Annotated in this window: 24 protein-coding genes; 5 read left to right on the top strand and 19 right to left on the bottom strand. The window is 40.4% G+C overall.

Annotation, left to right across the window (positions count from 1 at the left end; all coding sequences use genetic code 11):
• Positions 1–8 precede the first annotated feature (8 nt).
• From terS to MKY11_RS15085, 7 genes are all read right to left on the bottom strand, one after another.
• A complete protein-coding gene (gene terS / locus MKY11_RS15055; RefSeq protein WP_342501570.1) occupies positions 9–656 on the bottom strand; it encodes a phage terminase small subunit in 648 nt (215 codons plus the stop codon).
• Positions 657–808: 152 nt separating this feature from the next.
• Positions 809–1,327, bottom strand: a complete 519-nt coding sequence (locus MKY11_RS15060; RefSeq protein ID WP_024719695.1) for a sigma-70 family RNA polymerase sigma factor — start codon at positions 1,325–1,327, stop codon at positions 809–811.
• Between the two features lie 124 nt (positions 1,328–1,451).
• On the bottom strand, positions 1,452–1,658 hold the full coding sequence (locus tag MKY11_RS15065) for an XtrA/YqaO family protein (RefSeq protein ID WP_008344129.1): 207 nt from the start codon (positions 1,656–1,658) through the stop codon (positions 1,452–1,454).
• Complete coding sequence (locus MKY11_RS15070; RefSeq protein ID WP_178929940.1) at positions 1,655–2,059, bottom strand: holliday junction resolvase; 405 nt, start codon at positions 2,057–2,059, stop codon at positions 1,655–1,657. The genes MKY11_RS15065 and MKY11_RS15070 overlap by 4 nt, the downstream gene beginning before the upstream one ends.
• Before the next feature lie 102 nt (positions 2,060–2,161).
• Positions 2,162–2,356 carry a hypothetical protein gene (locus MKY11_RS15075; RefSeq protein ID WP_226650593.1) on the bottom strand — a complete coding sequence of 65 codons (195 nt, stop codon included), beginning with the start codon at positions 2,354–2,356 and terminating at the stop codon, positions 2,162–2,164.
• Entirely contained in the window at positions 2,334–2,486 is a 153-nt protein-coding gene (locus MKY11_RS15080; protein ID WP_164071363.1) for a hypothetical protein, read from the bottom strand. Before MKY11_RS15080 ends, MKY11_RS15075 begins: the two co-directional genes overlap by 23 nt.
• 18 nt (positions 2,487–2,504) lie before the next feature.
• Complete coding sequence (locus MKY11_RS15085) at positions 2,505–2,744, bottom strand: helix-turn-helix transcriptional regulator (RefSeq protein ID WP_017358976.1); 240 nt, start codon at positions 2,742–2,744, stop codon at positions 2,505–2,507.
• 159 nt (positions 2,745–2,903) lie between these two features.
• Here MKY11_RS15085 and MKY11_RS15090 point away from each other — a divergent pair, with 159 nt between their 5' ends.
• The 3 genes from MKY11_RS15090 (at position 2,904) to bioB (ending at position 5,018) form a co-directional block, all read left to right on the top strand.
• Positions 2,904–3,281 (top strand): helix-turn-helix transcriptional regulator, encoded by a 378-nt coding sequence (locus MKY11_RS15090; RefSeq protein ID WP_007500560.1) that lies wholly within the window; start codon positions 2,904–2,906, stop codon positions 3,279–3,281.
• A 244-nt stretch (positions 3,282–3,525) separates the two neighbouring features.
• A complete protein-coding gene (locus tag MKY11_RS15095) occupies positions 3,526–3,876 on the top strand; it encodes a hypothetical protein (protein WP_003213146.1) in 351 nt (116 codons plus the stop codon).
• A gap of 146 nt (positions 3,877–4,022) precedes the next feature.
• Positions 4,023–5,018: a biotin synthase BioB gene (gene bioB, locus MKY11_RS15100; RefSeq protein ID WP_268412634.1), complete on the top strand. Its 996-nt coding sequence runs from the start codon at positions 4,023–4,025 to the stop codon at positions 5,016–5,018.
• A gap of 40 nt (positions 5,019–5,058) precedes the next feature.
• On the opposite strand, the gene MKY11_RS15105 is transcribed toward bioB, so the two are convergent.
• The 4 genes from MKY11_RS15105 to MKY11_RS15120 form a co-directional block, all read right to left on the bottom strand.
• Positions 5,059–5,532 (bottom strand): hypothetical protein, encoded by a 474-nt coding sequence (locus tag MKY11_RS15105; protein WP_007500557.1) that lies wholly within the window; start codon positions 5,530–5,532, stop codon positions 5,059–5,061.
• Between the two features lie 171 nt (positions 5,533–5,703).
• Complete coding sequence (locus MKY11_RS15110; RefSeq protein WP_024719699.1) at positions 5,704–6,537, bottom strand: undecaprenyl-diphosphate phosphatase; 834 nt, start codon at positions 6,535–6,537, stop codon at positions 5,704–5,706.
• Between the two features lie 124 nt (positions 6,538–6,661).
• A complete protein-coding gene (locus MKY11_RS15115; protein WP_024719700.1) occupies positions 6,662–7,804 on the bottom strand; it encodes an AI-2E family transporter in 1,143 nt (380 codons plus the stop codon).
• A gap of 65 nt (positions 7,805–7,869) precedes the next feature.
• Complete coding sequence (locus MKY11_RS15120) at positions 7,870–8,262, bottom strand: DoxX family protein (protein WP_342501571.1); 393 nt, start codon at positions 8,260–8,262, stop codon at positions 7,870–7,872.
• Positions 8,263–8,462: 200 nt separating this feature from the next.
• Between MKY11_RS15120 and MKY11_RS15125 the strand changes: the two genes are divergently transcribed.
• Positions 8,463–9,452 carry a Gfo/Idh/MocA family oxidoreductase gene (locus tag MKY11_RS15125; RefSeq protein WP_100324837.1) on the top strand — a complete coding sequence of 330 codons (990 nt, stop codon included), beginning with the start codon at positions 8,463–8,465 and terminating at the stop codon, positions 9,450–9,452.
• 55 nt (positions 9,453–9,507) lie between these two features.
• Here the strand turns inward: MKY11_RS15125 and MKY11_RS15130 are convergent, their stop codons facing one another.
• The 5 genes from MKY11_RS15130 to MKY11_RS15150 all read right to left on the bottom strand — a co-directional run bounded on the left by MKY11_RS15130 (position 9,508) and on the right by MKY11_RS15150 (position 18,745).
• Entirely contained in the window at positions 9,508–10,032 is a 525-nt protein-coding gene (locus MKY11_RS15130) for a type 1 glutamine amidotransferase domain-containing protein (RefSeq protein WP_008344162.1), read from the bottom strand.
• Positions 10,033–10,122: 90 nt separating this feature from the next.
• On the bottom strand, positions 10,123–12,111 hold the full coding sequence (locus MKY11_RS15135) for a methyl-accepting chemotaxis protein (RefSeq protein ID WP_039169704.1): 1,989 nt from the start codon (positions 12,109–12,111) through the stop codon (positions 10,123–10,125).
• A gap of 369 nt (positions 12,112–12,480) precedes the next feature.
• On the bottom strand, positions 12,481–14,457 hold the full coding sequence (locus MKY11_RS15140) for a methyl-accepting chemotaxis protein (RefSeq protein ID WP_342501572.1): 1,977 nt from the start codon (positions 14,455–14,457) through the stop codon (positions 12,481–12,483).
• 181 nt (positions 14,458–14,638) lie between these two features.
• Positions 14,639–16,627: a methyl-accepting chemotaxis protein gene (locus MKY11_RS15145; RefSeq protein WP_096881793.1), complete on the bottom strand. Its 1,989-nt coding sequence runs from the start codon at positions 16,625–16,627 to the stop codon at positions 14,639–14,641.
• A gap of 126 nt (positions 16,628–16,753) precedes the next feature.
• On the bottom strand, positions 16,754–18,745 hold the full coding sequence (locus MKY11_RS15150) for a methyl-accepting chemotaxis protein (protein ID WP_024719706.1): 1,992 nt from the start codon (positions 18,743–18,745) through the stop codon (positions 16,754–16,756).
• Positions 18,746–18,901: 156 nt separating this feature from the next.
• Between MKY11_RS15150 and MKY11_RS15155 the strand changes: the two genes are divergently transcribed.
• The gene (locus MKY11_RS15155; protein ID WP_008345763.1) at positions 18,902–19,642 is read left to right on the top strand and encodes a protein-glutamine gamma-glutamyltransferase; all 741 of its coding nucleotides are present in this window, start codon (positions 18,902–18,904) and stop codon (positions 19,640–19,642) included.
• Between the two features lie 21 nt (positions 19,643–19,663).
• On the opposite strand, the gene MKY11_RS15160 is transcribed toward MKY11_RS15155, so the two are convergent.
• From MKY11_RS15160 to MKY11_RS15170, 3 genes are read right to left on the bottom strand one after another with little or no spacing between them, the layout of a single operon-like run.
• On the bottom strand, positions 19,664–19,912 hold the full coding sequence (locus tag MKY11_RS15160; RefSeq protein WP_017358966.1) for a hypothetical protein: 249 nt from the start codon (positions 19,910–19,912) through the stop codon (positions 19,664–19,666).
• Between the two features lie 24 nt (positions 19,913–19,936).
• Positions 19,937–20,968, bottom strand: coding sequence for a nitronate monooxygenase (locus MKY11_RS15165; RefSeq protein ID WP_203143604.1), 1,032 nt, complete (start codon positions 20,966–20,968; stop codon positions 19,937–19,939).
• A gap of 14 nt (positions 20,969–20,982) precedes the next feature.
• Positions 20,983–21,384, bottom strand: a complete 402-nt coding sequence (locus MKY11_RS15170) for a secondary thiamine-phosphate synthase enzyme YjbQ (protein WP_025207889.1) — start codon at positions 21,382–21,384, stop codon at positions 20,983–20,985.
• Positions 21,385–21,475 lie beyond the last annotated feature (91 nt).

The following is a 21,475-nucleotide window of genomic DNA, read 5'->3' on the forward strand; positions in this document are numbered from 1 at the left end:
CAACGGCGTCATGAATCGTCCTCTTTTCTTTTGATCATGATATGAAGATCTTCTTCTTTTTCCTCACGAACTGCTTTTTTTGTTTTTTCGATTGTCAGCTCAATTTGCTTCAGCCTTAATCTTCGTTCATCTTTTGCGTGAGCGAGCTCTTCAAACTGTTTAATCAGCCGTCTTAGTTCTCCCATTGCACGAGATTGGGCATTTAAAAAAGTAGCATGCCGATCCCATGAAAATTGAAACGAAAATTCCTCTGCCGTGATCTCTGGCTCTGGATGAATGCCTTCGCCTGTTTCTTCCTCTATTGAAGAAGGCAAGTACGTCGCCTTTTTCAGTTCTTTGATCATGTCATCTTGATCTGCTACATGCATGATGCGCTGCGCTCGAATAATGGCTGCGTATTGAATTTGAATTTGATCCCAGATGATATCAAGAGATGTGCGCCCATCCATTTTTTCCATGATTTCAATCGTTTCATCTGAAAGAAATTGATGAAAGATCGAGTGCGCCTGCTTTGACGGTGTTTTTTGTCTTTGCCAGCCGTATCGTCTTTTCCATGATTTAACGGTATGGATGGAGACGTTGTAATGATCGGCTAGTTGCTGGTACGTCATCCCTTTCATATAATCCTGCTTAGCCTCTATCCGTTTATCTTTCATTTACATTCACCTGCCGCCTCCTTTTAGTTCGAATGATTCCCTGATGAGAAATCATTTGTGCCGGGCTAGCAAACATTCGTTTGGTCTTTCTAACTATAGGTGGCAACTGTAAGACAAGCTTTTGAAGATTGATGTGATGAAAGAAAAAACGCCTATTCAGCAGCTCTGAATAGGCGTTCTTGTACTTTTTTGGACATTTTGGTCCGAGCTCTTTCCATATGTTTTTGGACTGTTCCTTTTTTTACATCTAGCATGATCGCAATCTCGCTAAATGACAGACCCTGCGTTGTGTGCATAAAAAATACGTCCTTCTCTCGATCTGTCAAAACGGATAAGGCTTCGTCAATTCGCCTTTTGTCCCGCTCACTTACCTCTCTTTCTTTCTCTTGAATGAGGGTGTATTCATGTGATAAAGCCTCTAATACCTCTTGATTAGCAAGAATGGTGCGCTGATACACAGACCGTCTATCTAATCCTCTGCGTGCGCCTGGCTCTCTACCGATTTGAAGCCATTCCACCACGTATTCTAAATCACTGACCATACTGGCGATCATTTTTTGATCATGTTTGTCCTGATCTGACATCTGTTTCTCTTCTTTGTCTTTCAATTGTTCATATCGTTTTCTGGCATCTTTTAAACTTCTTTTATATTCAATCAGTAAATCTTGCATCTATGCTCTCTCCCTTTTTTAAGAAAATAAAAAACGGACACCAATCAGCCCCTTTTTATAGGGTCTTGATCAGTGTCCGCAGGCTTTCCGTCTTGGACTTATTCAGTTGTTCTTTTTCATCAGGCTAGCTGATTTTAAAACCAATCTCATGATCAACTCTTGCAAAATGTCCTTTTGCTGTTTGAATAATCGTTTTTCCATGCTCAGGTACATCCATCATATAAGCCGTTCCTACGTTTCCATCTAACACAATGACTTGAATCTTTCCTTTTTCCATTTCACCGACAAATGTCTGGTTTTCTTGAATCATGAGTTGTTTTGGCTCGTTCATATGCTTGTCTCCTTATTTGGTGGTGAGGATCTCATATCATCACCCATCGTATTTAAAATGATTTCCATTCGAGGACGCATGCTATAAAACTGTGAAACTCTTAATTCTACAATCTGTAAAGAGGCGTCATCGGTAACGGCATGAAGTGCTTCTTGTATATACTGCAAATTTGGTTGAAGAATGCTGATGTGTACCGGGCGTATCAGGCCTTTTTCTGCAGATGTACGTGTGTCTTGGCTGTTCGCTAGATCAATGGGCATATTGTAAAATGAGCGAATGTCGAGTGATAATGCGCCTTTTATTTTGCTTGTGCATTGCGCTTTAGCGGCTGTTTGAATTCTGTTTATCAATGTCTCTTTTCTGCACAAATGTTCTTTTTCAATGATAAAATGAAGGACCATGCTACGATCTCCCGTCATCCTTCGCCCACTGCCGAATGTCTTGTTCGTTTTGCCCCGCATTGAGCAAACATTTCAGGAATGTCATGATTTGCTTCCATCGATTCATGTCGCATTCATCCTTTCCTTCTTCTTGTCATCAACGGCTTTTTCTGCCATGAGGGTCATGTATGTGCGTTTTTCTTCTGCCGTGGGGAAAGCAAAAATCGGCTCTTTTTGATGAAAAGTGATCCAGCCGCCAGCTTGTACTAGGCAATGCTGGGCTTCTTTTCGGGCATCAAATGTCATCTGATGTCTCATCATCATCAAATCCTTTCTCACGGTCCTCGTCCTCTAATCGATAACCACTTCGGGACATTTCATATGGCCAGTAACGTTTTGGATAGCCGAAATCATTCATTTGTGTCACCATCGGATGTTCGATATTCATTCTGTTTGTCTCCCCTTTTTAAGAACGGTCTTCCTCAAGACTATTACTCTTTTTGTGTAACTTTTGACCAAAAAAAAGCTCTTGAACACCGATATTTAGCAAATCTGCAATATGCTTGGCTATTTCTAAGCTGGGCTTTGTTCGGCCCATTTCTATATTTGCATAGCCACTCGTGTACTTATATCCAAGTTTTTTCGCCATATACGTTTGTGTTTTTCCTTGTAATATTCGTTCTTCTCGTAAATTTTCAAGTTTCATGTTTCCACCTCTTACTCATTATGTGTAAGTTATATTCATTATGATAATATACACAAAACGGGTAAGTCAATCATATTTTTATTCTTTTTGTGTATTTATTTATCTTTTCCGTGTAATTCATGATAAAATTTACACATAATATGAAAAAAGGTGTTTCCGATGGATAATTTGACTGGAAAGATTCTAACTGAATTAAGAGAGAAACATGGATGGAGTAAGTCTACCGTTGCCAAAAAACTCGGATTAAAGGCGATGTCGACCTATGCTAACTGGGAGTATGGATTGAGAAAGCCAGATGGTGAAATGATTGTGAAAATCGCCGAGTTATACGGGGTCTCAACAGATTATCTTCTCACAGGTAAAGACAAAAACGCCTCTGATGACGATCTTGCAGATGATCCTGATTTGCAAATTGCGTTTAAAGCTGCCTCCGATTTTTCTGAAGAAGCACGAAGACAAACCATCGACTTTATTAACTACATTAGAGAGAAAGAAAAACAAAAAGGCCGTCAGCCAAAACAGACAGACGACAAATAAAAGATCTCTTTTCATAAAGCATCACATAGCTGGGTAGATACCCAGCTTTTTTTATGTCTCTTTTTCCCCCCTAAAAAAGAATGACATATGAATAAAAAATCATGTGTTTTTTGGGCAAAATCGTCTTCCCCTACATAATATGTGACAATTTTCACCAAAAATACTCATTTTTCCACTTATTTTGATTGACATATAATTCTATTATTATTAATATATGTATATACCAAAAAAAGGAGTGTTACCGATGAAAAAATTAATGAAAGCTTGTACATTGTCTTTAGCTGCTTTAGGTGCTCTTACGTTCTTCCAAACAGAAGGTGCTCATGCAGCTGCACAGCCTAAAGAACCAGTTATAGCAAAAGCTCCTATTATGAATAAAGTGATTACGGTGAACCGCACACTTACTGTAGGTTCTTCAATCGCTGTTTCACTTCCAGCAAGTCAAATTTCTGTCTCAGGCGCAACGTATGCCATTCAATTAGACCAAACTGCTCCAAACTTCACATGGATCCGTGCTGTACAACGCGGTTCTGTTACAGTGTCTTACTATAATTCACTAGGTGAGCTTGTTATTAACTATATTACTGTTCGTTAAGCGATTTTTTTCATATGAAAAGGCGATGACTATATGTTCATCGCCTTTTTGTGTTTTTACTTAGGATGCTTACCAGTGCTTGCCAATCTCTATCCATTATGTTAACTTTTAATAAAAATAAGTTTACATATTGAGAGGGGCTTATGATGGGAAAAATAACGTCTTTGTCTTGGGAAACGCTCGTGAAGAAAGCCATCAATCATGAACCGATTACTATGGAAGAAGGTCTAAAAATTCTTGGAGCAGACGACGCAGAGTTGCTGCCTATTATGCATGCAGCTTATCAGGTGAGATTTCATTTTTTTCAAAAAAAGGTGAAGTTAAATATGATCTTTAACGCCAAAAGCGGATATTGTCCTGAAAACTGCGGGTATTGTTCACAATCGGTGATTTCAACAGCTCCTGTTGAGAGGTATACAATGCTTGACCAAAAAACCATTGTGGCCGGTGCGCGTGAGGCGTTAAAAAGAAAAGCAGGGACTTATTGTATTGTAGCAAGCGGGAGAGCACCTTCGCACCGTGAATTAGATGAAGTCACCGCAGCAGTAAAGGAAATTACTGAGACAATGCCTTTGAAGGTGTGTGCATGCCTTGGGTTATTAAATGAAGAAAAAGCGAAGCGGCTGAAGGAAGCGGGTGTTCATCGGTATAATCATAATCTCAATACACATCAAGATCATCATGCTCAAATTACAACGACCCATACGTATGATGACCGCGTATCGACCATTGATAAGGTCAAACAGTCAGGGATGTCACCATGTTCAGGGGTTATTATTGGAATGGGCGAAACCAATCAACAAATTGTTGAAATGGCTTTTGCGCTGAGAGCCCTTGATGCGGATTCGATTCCCGTCAACTTTCTCCATGCAATTGAAGGAACGCCTCTTGAACATCAAGAACGCACACATCCGATTAAAGCGTTGAAGGTTTTGGCACTGATGCGATTTATCAACCCGGCTAAGGAAATTCGAGTATCTGGCGGAAGAGAGTTTAATTTGCGAACGCTTCAGCCTCTCGCATTATATGCAGCAAACTCTATTTTCGTAGGCGATTATTTAACGACAAAAGGACAGCAAGTTCAAACCGATCATCACATCATTGAAGATTTAGGTTTTGAAATAGAAGAATGTGCGCTTTAAAAAAGTCTGCCGATGGATCGGCAGACTTTTGACGTTGAGATTAGAATCTTTTATGGAAATCGACAGTACCGCTTCCTTCTTCGCGGTCAAAGCTGCCAACAAAAGTCCAGTTAATATAGCCGCCGTCACCATTGTTGACAAACGTACCATCTTCAAATACCCAAATACCAAACGTAATGCCGTCATATTCAACACTATCATAATAAACAACATTGTTCAGTCCGCTAAAGTCATGATCTTGGCTTAAGTTTTGAACAACTACGTTGTAATTTTGACCAGCTTCATAGAATGCACTGTATGCCGCATTTTTTACAAATCCATCACGATTTTGAGATGATTTTACTGCTTGTTCAATTTTATCGGCAATGGCTACTGGATCAATCGAGACACTTCCATCGACACCTGTTGTCGTAGCAGCTTCAGCCTTTTGACCAAAAGTCGTAAGAGATAAAGGGACAGCAACCATTGACGTAGCAATCATAGAGCTAACAAAAAATTTACTTGTTTTCCTCATTATTTCTAACTCCTCCTTTAATTGGTATGTCTATGTACTACCCTTTTCTTTGTCACTTAAACACTAATTTAAGAAAAAACTTCTTTTTCTACCAATTAAGAGGCTGTTTTTACTGTTTAAAAGGGCAAAACAACAAAAAAACTACTCTTTTAAAAGAGTAGTTTTCCATCATTACATAAACAGGATAAATAAAATCAGACCTAGGATGATTCGGTAGATCGCAAAAGGCACAAGTTTGATTTTATTAATCAGTTTTAGGAAGAATCGAACAACAAAGAGAGCCACAATAAACGCACTCACAAAGCCCACAATAAAGAATGGAAGCATGTCTGTTGTTAAATATTCGGCATTTTTAACAAGTGTTAAAAGGCTTGCTCCCGCCATAATCGGCATGGCCATAATAAACGTAAAGTCAGCCGCCGCTCGGTGATTCAGTCCAAGAATAACACCACCTGCTATTGTAGAACCTGAACGCGAGAAGCCTGGCCATAGTGCTAAACATTGAAATAACCCGATATACAGCGCTTGTCTGTACGTCATATTATCCACAGAGCTTGTTTCTGTTTTACGTTTATTGATCCAATCAGCGACAAGCATCAGCACAGCCCCTAAAATCAAACCGACAGCGACCGTTCTCACATCAAACAAATATTTATCAATATAATCTTCAAATAAGAATCCTAAAATGACGGCTGGGACGAGTCCAACAGCAATTTGAGCAATGGTCAGCTTATGTCCGCTGCGTTTTTGTTCTTCTGTGATATTTTTCTTTAAGCCTAACAAGTTCAAAATACGATCTTTAAACACGATCATGACAGCTAAAATAGAACCTAACTGAATCACGACTTTAAATGTGTTTGCAGCCTCTGGCGTAATGATGTCTTTTGATTTTAGCCAAAGATCATCAACAATGATCATATGCCCTGTAGACGAGACAGGTGCATACTCTGTTAATCCTTCGACAATTCCTAAAACCAGTGCCACGAATAAATCCCATAGATTCATGATTTTCTTTCCTTTCAATTCTGATCTTTTGAAGGCAAACATCTATGTCCACATAAAGACAAGCTTTCTTTTTCGAAAGCTCGTCTTTATGATACTATATTTTTTTCTAAAAAAGATTATGACATCAAACCTTTTCTTCTTTATACAAATTGGATCGCATTTTGAACCAATCAAACAGGTGGGTCGTGATCACTTTCAGAACGGCATACGTCGGAATTGCGACAATGATGCCGACTACGCTGAACAATTTACCTGCTGTTAATAGAACAAAGATAATCGTGATCGGATGGATATGAAGGTTTTTCCCCATGACCTGAGGAGAAATGAATTTCCCTTCAATAAGTTGAACCACTGTCCAGACAATGATCAGTTTCAGTAGCATAATAGGTGATGTGACAAGTGCAATCACAATCGCTGGTGTAATGGCAATTGTTGGCCCAAGGTAAGGCACTACACTTGTACATGCCGCAATAATCGCCAGAAGCAGCGCATAGTCAAGTCCAATAATCAGATAACCGATTAAAAGAAGAACACCGATACAGAAGCTGACAATGATCTGTCCAAGAATATAAGAGCTTAAGCGATGGTTCATTTCGTGAAGCACGATATGTGTATGCTCTCTAAACTTATTCGGAATAAATTTCAAGAAATAGTCAGGCAGTTTTTTGCCGTCTTTTAATAGATAAAACAGAATGAACGGAACCGTCACGATCGAGATGATAATTTCAGTAAGCGCCCCTAAGAAAGTGCCGACTCCGGTAAAAGTACTTTCCAAAATCTTCGTCGCTTGACTTGATGCTTTACTCACCAATTCAGAGACGTTAAAATTCATCGTTTTCTGCGCCTGATTAATGAAGTTGCTTCCTGTTAGTTGTCGAATCTGTTCTTCTACCGTATCAACGTATTTTGGCAGATTATGAAACAGACTCATCGTTTGTGCTTGTAAAAAAGGAATAATAGATACAATGGTCACTGTAATGATCCCAATAATGACGATATATAAAAGCAAAATCGAAAAGATCCGTTTGACCTTAAATCTCTCTAATAAATTCACAATTGGATTTAATAAATAATACACAACCCCCGTTAAAATAATCGGTAAGGCAATGGTTTTGATGAGTACAATGAGCGGTGTGAAAATAAAAGATGCTTTCATGAAAACAAGGATATTCAACCCTATTAATAGCAGGATGAGTAAAAAGAGAACAAACTTGTTATCAAGAAAAAATTTTCTAAATCGACTGCTCCACATTTGCATAGAATTCATATCTTTCCTCCAAACACGGGCTATTTTATTAGTAAATTGTACACTACTTGATCATCATTTTGTGATCATTGTTTCAGCTTTTCTTCCAGTTTCGCAATGGACAGGGCCCATCCAATCAAAATCGGTTGTCCGATTAATCTCATCCATAACAAGGCTTGTTCTGTGCTCTCTTGCCCTGGAAATGGAATCCCTTCTCTCGCAGCAAATAGGTTCGCAGGGAAAATGAGCACCAGATAGACAGCGATCATTTTTGCTGCCACAATCCTTACGTTTGGAAGAAACAGTAAAACGGCCAGAAGCCATTCCAAGCATGCGGTGGCATAAATGATGCCATAGGGAAATGGCCATCTAGACATCATGCGGGCAAAGCCGCTTGGCTCTATCACATGAAAAACACCGGCTGCTATAAATAAAAGCGCGAATGCGTATGTACTTCCTATATGTAGGATGCGCTTCATGTTCGTTTCCTCCTCCCTCCTTCTCAAGTATTACCCGAATGAAGGAGGAAACTATCCACTTTTCGTACATTTATATTCTTTATGTAAGACGCATCAGCTAAGGTAAAGGTTTCATCCGCTTTTCAATAAAAAAGAAGATTCTTTCATACAAACGCTTTCAAAGCATGTATAATCAGAGAAAAGCAGAAGGAGGGAATGTGATGATTCGATTTGCTGTCATCGGAACGAATTGGATTACAGATCGATTCTTACAGGCTGGTGAAGGAGTGGCAGATTTTACATGTACGGCCGTCTATTCTCGGTCTGCTGAAAAAGGACAGGCATTTGCAGACAAGTATGGCATTGATACCGTCTTTACTAATTTACAGCAAATGGCGGCAAGTGATGCGTTTGATGCTGTGTATATCGCAAGTCCAAACGCCCTTCACAAAGAGCAAGCGATGCTGATGATGGCGCATCAAAAACATGTATTATGTGAAAAACCATTGGCCTCTCACCGGAAAGAGGTTGAAGAAATGATTGCTGCTGCGAAAAAATATCAGGTGTGCTTAATGGAAGCGATGAAGACCACATTTCTGCCGAATTTTCTTCAAATCAAACAGCATCTTGATCAACTAGGCCCCATTCGGCAAGTGATCGCTCATTACTGTAAATATTCATCAAGATACGATGCCTACCGAAACGGTGAGATTCCAAATGCTTTTAAGCCGGAATTATCCAATGGCTCCTTAATGGACATCGGCGTGTATCTTGTCTTTCCCATCATTTATTTATTCGGGCTGCCACATCAAATCACCGCGAGAGGCTATACACTTTCTTCTGGAGTAGATGGGAGCGGTTCATTACTTTTACAATATGAAGGGCATCAAGCACTGCTTTTTCATTCAAAAATCTCAACATCTCATGTATCTGCTGAAATTCAAGGGGAGGATGCCACAATGGTGATTGATCAATTTCACCGTCCTTCTCGTATCACCATCCATGATCGAAATGGAAAGCAAACCGATATTTCTCTCAAAGATGATCAACCTGCTATGTATTATGAAATCGATCACTTCATTCAATGCATCAAGCAAAAAAAGGGACAGTCTCCAGTCAATACATTTGCCTTATCCGTTCAAACCATGTCCGTCATGGACGAGGCGAGAAGACAAATGGGCATTATCTATCCAGCCGACAGACAAATGTAATGAGGCATTGAATGAACAAAGGGCGTTTTACAGCCCTTTGTTTGTTCGTGTGAATCTAGTTTGCCGCTAATACATCGGCAAATGCTTTCACATATGGCGGAAGGTCCGGCGGGCGTCTGCTTGATACAATATGACCATCTGTCACAACGGCTTCATCAAACCATTCCGCTCCAGCATTCGTCATATCATCTTTAATACCAGGTGTACTCGTTACTTTTTTACCTTTCAGGATACCAGCTGAAATGAGCACCCATCCGGCATGACAGATTTGTCCGATCGGTTTGCCCTTTGCATCAAACGTACGAACGATGTCTAATACTTCTGGATATCGGCGCAGTTTATCCGGTGCCCATCCCCCAGGAACGAGAACCGCATCATAATCATCTGCTTGAATGGAATAGAAGTCTGCATCTGATACAGCTGGCACTCCGTACTTCCCGATATATTCATGATCTGCTTTTTCGCCTACGAGATGGACAGTTGCCCCCTCTTCTCTTAATCGCAAAACGGGATACCATAGCTCTAAATCTTCAAAATCATCACTGACTAACGCAATGACCTTCTTATTTGATAAACGCATAACATCTCTCCTTTTCTTCGGATTTCCTCTATTGTACGAGATCATCTCTTAAAAAGAAAAGCGGTTCCCCTTGAGGAGAACCACTTTCCATTATTCACTGATCTTGAATTTTTTAATTAAGTCACGCAATTCTTCCGCCATTTGGGAAAGCGTCGTCGAAGAAGAACTAATCTCTTCCATTGATGCCAGCTGTTCTTCTGCTGATGCCGCGATATCTTGAATACTTGCTGAACTCTCTCTCGATACATCTGCAATTTCATTCACTGCTTTAGAAATTTGCTCAGATCCTTTTGAAAGCTCACGAACTGTCGTATTCATTTCATTGATTCTTGTCGCAATTTCTGCCGTTTGCTGATTGATTTGTGAGAAGCTTTCTTTTGTTTGGTCTGTAATTGATAGGCCATTTTTTACTTCTTCATTCACAGATTTGAACATATTTTGAGACGTTTCTATTTCAGAGACAATTTCTTTGACGAGTTTTTCAATCTCTTTTGCAGAATCTGATGATTGAACCGCTAGCTTACGGACTTCTTCTGCTACAACCGAGAAGCCTCTGCCTGACTCACCCGCACGTGCTGCTTCAATGGCTGCATTCAGAGCCAGTAAATTCGTTTGATCTGCTATACCGTTAATGACACCTAAAATGTTGGTGATATCTTTTGATTTATGCTCTAATCCGTTAATCACACTTTCAGCTTCTTTCACTGAATGATCAATCGTTTTCATTTGGCCAACTGTCTGTTCAACAAGCTGTCCGCCTGTTTCTGCGACTGTTTTTGATTGAACCGATGATTCTGTAATGACATCAGATGTTTGTGCAACTTCATTTAGCCCTTCGTTCATTTGTTTCAAGTGGGCTGCACTTTGTTCCACCATTTCACTTTGATTTTCGTTTCCGTTCGAGAATGTTTCAATGGATGATGTAATATGTTCGGTTGCTTTTGTCGTTTGACCTGCACTTGCCGTCAATTCTTCCGACGATGACGCCACGTTTTCAACAGATGTCTGTACAGCTTGGATGACGTCTCTGAGTGACTCACTCATTTCATTAAAACTTGTACCGAGCTGACCAATTTCATCCTTTGATTTAACATCAATTTTTTCTGTTAAATCTCCTTCGCTAATCTTCTTAGAAGAGGAGACAAGCATGGAAAGTGGTTTTGTAATAGAACGGATGATAAAGAAGATGAGAATACCGCCAATGATGAGCGCACCAGCTAATATAATGGCCGCCATGTTGAAAACTGGCTGCGCCGCTTCTTCTACTTCATTGACAAACATTGTACCGGCAATTTTCCAACCAGTCGCTTTGTTTGTTGTGAACTCCATTTGCTTTTCTTTTCCTTCAAACATATAACTCATTGAACCTTTGTCTTGTGTATAAAGCTTGTCTACCCAATCACCTGTTAATTTTGTTCCTGCTTTTTTTGTTGGGTGTGCCACGTATGTTCGATCTGGGCTGCCGATAAAAGCATGACCTTCTTTACCAATATTGATACTATTAGACTCTTTTACTAGATTCGCAATGTCCAGGTTCATGGCAATAACACCAGAACCATCCTCTAGTTTTTTAGAAATCGTCACAACAAGCGTACCAGTTGATGCGGTTGGATATGGAGCGGAAACAGACAGCTCACCGTTTTTCGCCCAGCCATCTTTGTACCAATCCCGCTCAGTTGCGACATAATCAGCAGGCATTTTTTGATTAGGATATCTTGAGAACACTTTTCCATCACTTGAAGCAACAAAGATGCCTTCTGTGTCATCATTCATGCTCATGAACTGCTCAAAGCGTCCTTGAATATCAGTCGTTCCTTTTTGCCCCAGCTTTTTCTCCGTAATCCATTTGCTAAAGAAATCGGCTGCGTCTGTTTTTACTTTTACAACCTTCGTAATGTTTTTGTCCAACTGTTCTACATTTTCCTTTGCACTTTGCATGATTTGATCATTTAAAGAGGTGCTCGCCGTATGATATGAAGAGAATGCCAATACGATAATTGGGCATAAAAGAATAAATAAGAAAGAGAAAACGAGCTTTTTTGATATCGATGGTTTTTTGAAATACTGTATGAAATTCATAAAAAAGAAAACTCCTTTTAGTAAGATAGTATATATATCGGAAGTACTACTAGGTTCTTTACTTTTTTAACTTATTAAAGTCTAGATAAGTCCAAAATACCCAAATTATGTGCAAATAACGGAAAAACCCCTGACGTCAAAACGTCAGGTGTTCCAGATTATTGACAAAGGGCTAAAATGAACTTTATTTTAGCCCTTTGTCTTCTTTTCAGCGTGATAGAAAACCTTTGCAGTCTAGGAAGAACGAGTACTGGCGCGGAGCGAATTTGAATTCGTGAGCACCAGCACGCAGGACTGACACCGAATGCGAGGGTTTGTCTACACGCTGAAACCCCTAACGTCAAAACGTCAGGGGTTCTACTATGACTCTTATATTTTAAATTGTTTGATGAGCTCTCTCAGTTCTTCTGCCATTTGAGATAAAGTGGCGGAAGATGAGCTGATCTCTTCCATTGATGCCAGCTGTTCTTCTGCTGAAGCCGCAATATCTTGGAAGCCTGCGGAACTTTCACGTGAAAGCTCTTTGATTTGATTGACTGCTTGTGAAATATCGTTTGAGCCATGAGAAAGTTCTTGGGCTGATCCGTTCATTTGTTTCATTTGTTCTGTCATTTCTGATGTCTTATGGGTGATTTTCTCAAAACTCACTTTCGTTTCATCTGTAATGTTTAATCCAGATTGAACTTCACCTGCTACTTGTCTAAACATCTTTTGCGACTTTTCAATTTCATCTACAATTTCGTTCGTTAGGCTTTCAATTTCTTTTGAAGAGCTGCCTGATTGCTCTGCCAGCTTGCGGACTTCTTCTGCGACCACAGAGAAGCCTCTTCCTGCCTCACCTGCACGCGCGGCTTCTATCGCTGCATTTAAAGCGAGGAGGTTCGTCTGATCTGCAATGCCGTTGATGACTCCAAGAATGCTTGTAATGTCCTTAGATTTCTGTTCTAGCCCTGCAATCACAAGCTCTGCTTCTTTCACTGCTTGTTCAATCGTTTGCATTTGACCTGCTGTTTTTTGAACGAGCTCTCCACCAGCCTGAGCGGTTTTGCTAGACTCGATAGATGATTCCATCATGTGAGAAGTCGTGTTGACCATATGTGATAAACTGCGATCCATGTCGTTTAGCTGGACAGAGCTTTTTTCAATCATCTCATTTTGATGTTCATTGCTGTTTGAGAACTGTTCAATAGATGAGGTAATATGCTCAGTTGCTTGGGCTGTCTGTCCTGCGCTAGCCGTTAATTCTTCAGATGAGGCAGCAACATTTTCAATTGAATTCTGGACGGCTTGAATGACTTGTTTCAGCTTTGCCGACATATCGTTAAAGCTCTGTGCAAGTTTGCCGATTTCATCATGTGTGCGCACCTCAATATGCTGGGTAAGATCCCCCTGACTTATTTTCTCAGCCGATTCAGAGAGCTCTATGAGTGGTTTTCGGATTGATTTAATAATAAAATAAATCGCGATTCCACCGATGACAATCGCAGCAGCTAGGATGATCATGGTTAAGTCAAGCACTGGCTGTGCAGCTTCTTTCACTTCGTTAACATACATTGTTCCCGCGAGCTTCCAGCCTGTCGCTTCATTTGTGTCATAAAACATTTGCTTCGGCTGTCCGTTGAATTCATATTCGAAACTGCCTTTTTTATTGTGATACATTTTTTCGATGAAATCGCCTGTCAGTTTCGTCCCGGCCTTTTCCGTTTTATGAGCAATGTAACGTTGGTCTGAGGTAGCGACAAACGCATAACCTTCTTGACCAATTTTGATGCTGTTTGTATCTTTCACAATTGTGTTCAATCGTACATTTATGCCGATAACACCAGAACCATCTGCTAACTGTTCTGATATTGTGATGAGCAGGTCATCTGATGACTTGTCTGTAAAAGGATCTGAAATGATGAGTTTGTCATCTCCCATTGATTGTTGAAACCATGGTTCATTTTTTGCGCTTTTGACACTGCCTTTATGAATCTCGGAATATTCAGTTAGTTTACCATTCTGATCTGCAACAAATACTTCTACGACATCGTCGTCTGTTTCCGATAGTTGCTCTAATTTCACCTTAAGTAAATCCTTATTTTTAGAGGCCAGTTCCTTTTTTTTCACCGATTTAGATAAATATGAAACAATATCAATTTTAGGCTGTACATCTTTATTGATCAGTTCATTTAATTGATTCACACCATTTGCAGCGCTAGACATAATCTCATCATTGAGAGACTTAGACGCCACTTCATAGGAAAATGCGGCCAACACAAGAATGGGCACTAGGAGAATCGCTAAGAATGCAGTAATTAATTTCTTTGACATCGTAAAGTGCTTAAAAAAGTTGATTTTTTTCATGACTCTACTCCTTTTGGTTTATGATTTGGGATCATCCCCCTCTATTCTTAGGTAATACGGATTATTTTTCAAGGTGTAATGTTCAAAAAACCACCAAAATAAGCATATTTACCTATTCCTTTAGATTTAATCACTTCAAAAAAAGAACCCCCTAGCTAGCTGGAGGTTCTTTTCATTTGGTTTATTCGACTTTAAATTTGCTAATCAAATCACGTAATTCTTCTGCCATTGAAGAAAGGGTGGCAGAGGATGAGCTGATCTCTTCCATTGATGCCAGCTGTTCTTCAGCTGAAGCGGCAATGTCTTGAATATTGGCGGAGCTTTCACGTGATACGTCTGCAATCTCACGGACAGCCTCAGAAACATGTGCAGATCCTTTTGACAACTGGACAACTGTTCGATTCATTGTTTGGAGCTGATCTGAGATTTCTTTGGTCATGTCGAAAATATTGTGGAAGCTGACTTTCGTTTGTTCAGTAAAGCTTAAGCCTGATTGAACTTCTTGATTTACTGCTGTGAATACTTCTTGTGATACATCAATATCTTGAACGATTTCTTTGATTAAGTTTTCAATTTCTTTCGCTGAGTTGGCAGATTGAACAGCAAGTTTTCTTACTTCTTCTGCTACAACAGAGAATCCTCGACCAGATTCTCCAGCTCTTGCTGCCTCAATCGCTGCATTCAGCGCAAGTAAATTCGTTTGATCTGCGATGCCATTAATGACACCAAGAATCTGGGTGATATCTTTTGATTTGCTTTCTAGCGCACTGATGACATTCTCTGCTTTTTTCACTGATTGATCAATCACGTTCATTTGAGAAGCGGTTTTTTCTACTAGCTGTCCGCCTTCTCCTGCAATCTCTGTTGATTTGATGGATGAAGCGGTAATCGATTCAGCCGACTCATTCATGTGCTGAAGGCCTCTGTTCATTTCTTCTAACTCTTCTGAGCTTGATTCCACTTTATCATTCTGGCTTTCGTTACCAGTAGAGAATTGTTCAATGGCTAATGTAATATGCTCTGTTGCTTTACTTGTTTGTCCTGCGCTTGCGGTCAGTTCTTCTGATGAAGAAGCGACATTTTCAACGGAGGTTTGGACGGCACCAATGAGGGATCTTAATGAGTCAATCATCGTATTAAAGCCTTTACCAACTTGTCCTATTTCATCATCTGATTGAATCTGAAGTTTATCACGTAAATCACCATCGCTGACCTTTTTCGAGAAACGGGCCAGATTGGATAATCTATTTGAAATAGAGCGGACAATAAAGAAGATGAGGGTTCCTGCTACGATCAGTGTCACACTGAACACAATAATGGCTGTATTGAAAACGGGTTTAGCTGCATCCTCTACTTCTGATACGAGCATCGTGCCGCCGATTTTCCAGCCGGTTAGTTCATTGGTGACATAAGCTACCTTTTTATCTGTTCCATTGAGTGTATAGCTGCCGTTTCCTTGTTTGTTTTTAAAAATAATGTTCGCCAAATTCTCATTGACTTTGCTTCCTGGCTTTTGGGTTGGATCTGCTAACACGGTTTTATCCTTCTCCATGATGAAAGCATATCCTTTTTGACCTATTTTGATTTCTTTTAGCTTTTGAATGAGGCTGTCAATTTCCATATCAAGACCAATCACCCCTGAGCCATCTTTCGTTTTTTGGGCAATGGTGATGACCATTTTACCTGTAGATGCTGCGACATATGGCTTCGTGATGACTTGTTTACCATCAGCACTCATGGCCTCTTGATACCATGGACGCTCTCGCGGGTCATAGCCATCAGGCATTTTTTGAACTGGGTATTGCATGAACAAACCCTTTTCTGAACCTGCATAAATGGCCGAGACATCTTTTTCATTAATTTTTCCATATTGCTGCAATTCTTTAATGGTAGCTTTTCTATTTTTTTCTTGAAGATTAGCCGCCTTGAGATCATCTGTAAACAGAGTCACAGCCTCTGCCTTGTTCCCAATATTCTCATCGATTAAGGTATCAAATGCATTGACCTGACTCATCGCACTGCCCATAATCTGTTTGTCTAACTCTGTCTTTGATGTGAAAAACGCACTAATGGTCAGTGCAACAGTTGGCAGTATGAGGACTACCAAAAAGGCAATAACTAATTTTTTAGAAATGGATGGTTTTTTGAACCATTGGATCATTTTTCCCATTTTCTCTTTCCCCCTTTACTTCTCTAAAGTTATTATCGGATGAAAGGTTTATTTTTAGAGGGCTGGAAATGACGTTTAAAAATAAAAAAAATACCCAGACAATTCTGGATATTTTTTCATCGTTTTTTAATCAATTTTAAATTGACTTGTCAGCTCTTTTAATTCCTCAGCCATATTGGCAAGTGTGACAGAAGAGGACGAAATTTCTTCCATAGATGCCAATTGTTCTTCAGCAGATGCCGCAATATCTTGAATGTTCGCCGCACTTTCTCTTGAAACTTGACGCATCTCTTGCATGGCTTGTGACACAAGTTTTGATCCGCTTGATAGGTCAACCGCTGTATCATTTAATTGAGTGAGCTTTTTCGACATACCTTCTGCCGCCTCATAGATGTTTTGGAAGCTTTCCTTTGCTTCTTCTGTCATCCCAAGTCCTGCATTTACTTCTCGGTTAACAGCTTTGAACATCTCTTGAGATTTGGAAATTTCCAACACAATTTCTTGGATCAGCTTTTCAATTTCTTTCGCTGAATCTGCGGATTGGACTGCTAGTTTTCTGACTTCCTCTGCTACGACAGAGAAACCGCGCCCTGATTCACCTGCTCTTGCTGCTTCTATGGCTGCATTGAGTGCAAGTAAATTCGTTTGATCTGCGATGCCATTAATGACATTTAAAATGCTCGTAATATCTTTAGATTTGTATTCTAATTCTTTCATGACTTGTTCGGCTTCTTGTACAGATGTATCGATATGTTTCATTTGATTCGCTGTGCTTTCAACGATACGTCCGCCTTGTCCAGCCGCTTCTGTCGATTGAATGGAGACAGCAGTCACTTCTGATGAAGTTTGTGACATACCTTGTAATCCTTCATTCATTGCGACAAGCTGATTCGTGCTAGATTCGACTTTCTCATTTTGTGCTTCATTCCCATTTGAGAATTGTTCAATCGACATGGTGATATGCTCTGTCGCCTGACTTGTTTGGCTGGCACTAGCAGTCAGCTCTTCTGAAGCTGAAGCTACATTGTCGACAGATTGCTGGACCGCTCGGATAACTTCACGCAAAGATTCACTCATCTTACTAAAGCTTCTTGTGAGGTCTCCTATTTCATCCTTCGATTTGGTTTCGAGGGTTTCCGTTAGATCCCCTTCACTCACCTTTTCTGAGAAATCAACAAGCCTTCTAAGTCCAATTGTGATGGAGCGAACGATAAAGAAGATCGCAATACCGCCAAGGATAAAAGAAGAAATTAAAAGAATAATGGCAGAATTCCAAACTGGCTGTGCTGCTTCTTCTGTTTCTGATACAAACATCGTTCCAGCAATTTTCCAACCTGTTAAATCATTTGTCACAAAAACGAGACGTTTTTGCTCTCCTTTATTCTCATAAGTTGATGTTCCTTCTTTGCTGCTGTAAAGGATTGATGAAATATTTTCAGTCACTGCAGATCCTGATTTTTCTTCTGGATGAGCGACAATCTGTTTATTTTTATTTGCAATAATTGGATAACCTTCTCGTCCAATTTTAATGTCTTTGATTTTATCCACAATATCCTGTACATCAATATCAATCCCAATGGCTCCCGATCCGTCCTTCAGACGCTGAGCGATTGTGACAACCATGCCGTTTGTTGTGGCAGAGATGTATGGATTGGTGACCACAGGTTCACCTTTTTCGTCCTGCATCGCCGCTTTATACCAATCACGAGTTGTTGGATCATAGCCTTTTGGCATGTCTACTTTAGGGAACTGAATAAAGTCACGATTTTTACTTGCTGCATAAAACCCAACCACATCGTCTTCATTGATTTTACTGTATATCTCAAAATGCTCATACAGTTCGTCCTGGTTTTTCTTTTTAAAGTCTGCAGCACTGGATGTTTCGGTAAACAGTTTGACTGCGTTCTCCTTATTCAAAAGCTTTTGCTCGATCATGTCATTCAGCTCATTGACTCTTGCGTTGGCTCCGTACATGATTTCATGATCTAATTCTTCTTTGGCAATCTGATATGAAATCGTACTGAGTGTAATGATAGGCAAGACGAGAACAAGTGTGAATGAAATAATCAGCCTTTTAGAAATCGATGGTTTTTTCAACCATTTTATGATACTTTTCATGTTTTTCCTCCTTTTAAACGTTATGTTTTATATCGGACAGCTTCATATTATTTTCATGTTTTTCAAATAAAAAGGATGTCTTTTTGTTTATTTCCACAAATTGATTCCTTGCCCAAGCATCCCGCATACGCTAATACAAAAGGGGGCGCTTTTCATATGATTATCCTTTCAGGACAGCCAGTGACAAATGAGCAGCTGGCATCGTTTCAGCTAGAAGGACAAAAGCGGATCATTTTGATGCAGTTACAAGCCTCAAATGATACGTTCCGTTATAGGCAGGCATCTGATTTGTTATTTGAAGTGACTTTAAGATCAAATATCATGAATGCGGCAAGAGATTTGAATAAGAGCGGTGCCTCATTTGCTATCTTTCAAAGGTCCCGTGCGAATGACGCCTATTGGCGTGTATCAGAGGCCGGAGCGTTAGAACTGCGCTATCAAGTCGAGCCATCTACGGGGATTAAAGACATCTTTGAAAATGGCTCAAAATATGCCTTTGAATGTGCCACAGCGATTGTCATTGTGTTTTATATGGGAGTCTTGCAAACGGTAGGAGACGAGAAGTTCAATCGAAGACTTAGAAGTTTAACCCTGTATGACTGGCACTATGATACATTGTCCATTTATACAGAGCGCGGAAATGATTTTATTTATGGGGATTGCCTATATTTCGAGAATCCAGAGTTTAGCTATCAACAGTCTCAATGGCGCGGAGAAAATGTGATTTACTTAGGGGAAGATCAATATTATGGGCATGGGCTTGGGATCTTAACAGCTGCAGAGATTATCGATAAATTAAATGCCAGAAGACGGCCAGGGGCGGTTCAGTCCGCTTATTTACTGCCGCAGACTACTAGGATGGATGTTATTTATCTCAGGCAAATGTTTGGCAGCTAAAAAAGGCCTCTTGTCTATAGGTTATGACAAGGGGCCTTTGTATGCCTTACGTTTTCGGTAATCATGGAGCGTGCCAAGCATTGTGTTTGCTAGGATTTCCATTTCTTCTAGATCGTTTCTTGTGACTGGAGGGTCGTGCTGATTCCATTTCACATAACGAACGAAATAGTAATGACGAATGGGGGTAAGGACGGCAGGGGAGTGCGGAAAATCATCAAATAGAAATTCAATTTGTCCTTTTTTCCGATATGAATGTTTTAAGATTTCCATCCTGTCACACCACCCATCATCAAATTATATCTGCGTGAGTTCATGCATGATCTCTTCAACGGTTAAAATGGAATGAATACGGCCAACCCCCTGACCTGCCCAAAGAGCCATTTGTTCTGGGTTTCCTGCAGCAGCTGCCGCTTTTCGCATCGGTGTTGTCCATACATGCTGTATAGGATAGGGAAGAACCCGGTCTTCATTTCGTCTTTCTTCCTCCATCCACTGATTGACAATACCTCTGGCTTTTTTTCCAGAGAAAAGCCGTGTCATCGCTGTTTCACTGCCTTCTGCCTGTAACAGCGCCTTTTTGTACACATCTGCCGCACCACTTTCTTGACTCGCTAAAAATCGTGTCCCTATTTGAACCGCATCTGCTCCAAGTGCTAGTGCTGCTTTCATAGTGGTCCTGTCTGTGATACCTCCAGCGGCAATCAATGGGATATGACAGACAGACTTGACATCACTGATCAGGCAGAAAAGTCCCTGCAGAGCATCTCCCTTTGAATGTAAAAAGGTGCCTCGGTGCCCTCCTGCTTCGCTTCCTTGCAGAACAATGGCATCCATGCCTTTTTCTTCTAAAAGCAGTGCTTCTTTTTTTGTTGTAGCTGTTCCGATGAGAAAGATCCCCTTTTGTTTCAGGTGATGAATGGTTTGTTCGTTTGGACAGGCAAATGTAAACGACACAGCTGGGACTTCTTCTTCTTGAAGAATGTTGATTTTTTGTTCATAGTCCTTCCATAATTCTTCTTCGCTAGGGATTATCTGTGCTTCTGGTATGACAGGCAGCCGATCTGTCCAAAATGATACATCTTCTGTTTTCGTTTCTGAAATGGGTTCAGGGACAAACACATTCACTTGAAATGGACGAGATGTCAGCTGTTTGACCTGTCTGATTTGCTGCCTCATCTTTTCAGGCTGTACATAACCACTTGCTAAGCTGCCGAGACCCCCATATTGTGAAACAGCGGCGACAAGCTGCGGCGTCACCGCTCCTCCTGCCATTGGTGCTTGAATGATGCCATGTTCAATTTGAAGTAACGCTGTGAATTCTCCCATCTTCTCTCCCGCCCTTACTCGTTAGATGACACCTGTACATAAAAGTGACGATGTCTCGGTCCGTCAAACTCACAAAAATAGATTCCCTGCCACGTTCCAAGCACAAGATCACCATGATGGACAAGAACGTGCTGAGATGCTCCCATATAACTAGCTTTCATATGCGCTGCTGTATTGCCTTCCATATGACGATCTTTTGAATGTTCCCACGGAAAGACTTCGTCAAGCCGGCGCAGCATATCACGTTTGACATCTGGGTCGGCATTTTCATTAATGGTGATTCCAGCCGTCGTATGTGGACAATAGACCATAACCGTTCCGTTTTGAATCCCAGTTTCCCGGACATATTGCTGAACTTCATGGGTAATGTCTATCATGTCATCGTGTTTGTCTGTTTGTACGTTGATTTTTTTCATTTCACTGGCTCCTTTTGATCATGTCTATAAAACCATACCCTTTTTATGTGAAACCAATCACTGCCGGTTGGCAGAAACAAATCTTCTTACC

It is taken from the genome of Bacillus sp. FSL W7-1085 (genome assembly GCF_038595035.1).
GTDB classification, from domain to species: domain Bacteria; phylum Bacillota; class Bacilli; order Bacillales; family Bacillaceae; genus Bacillus; species Bacillus altitudinis.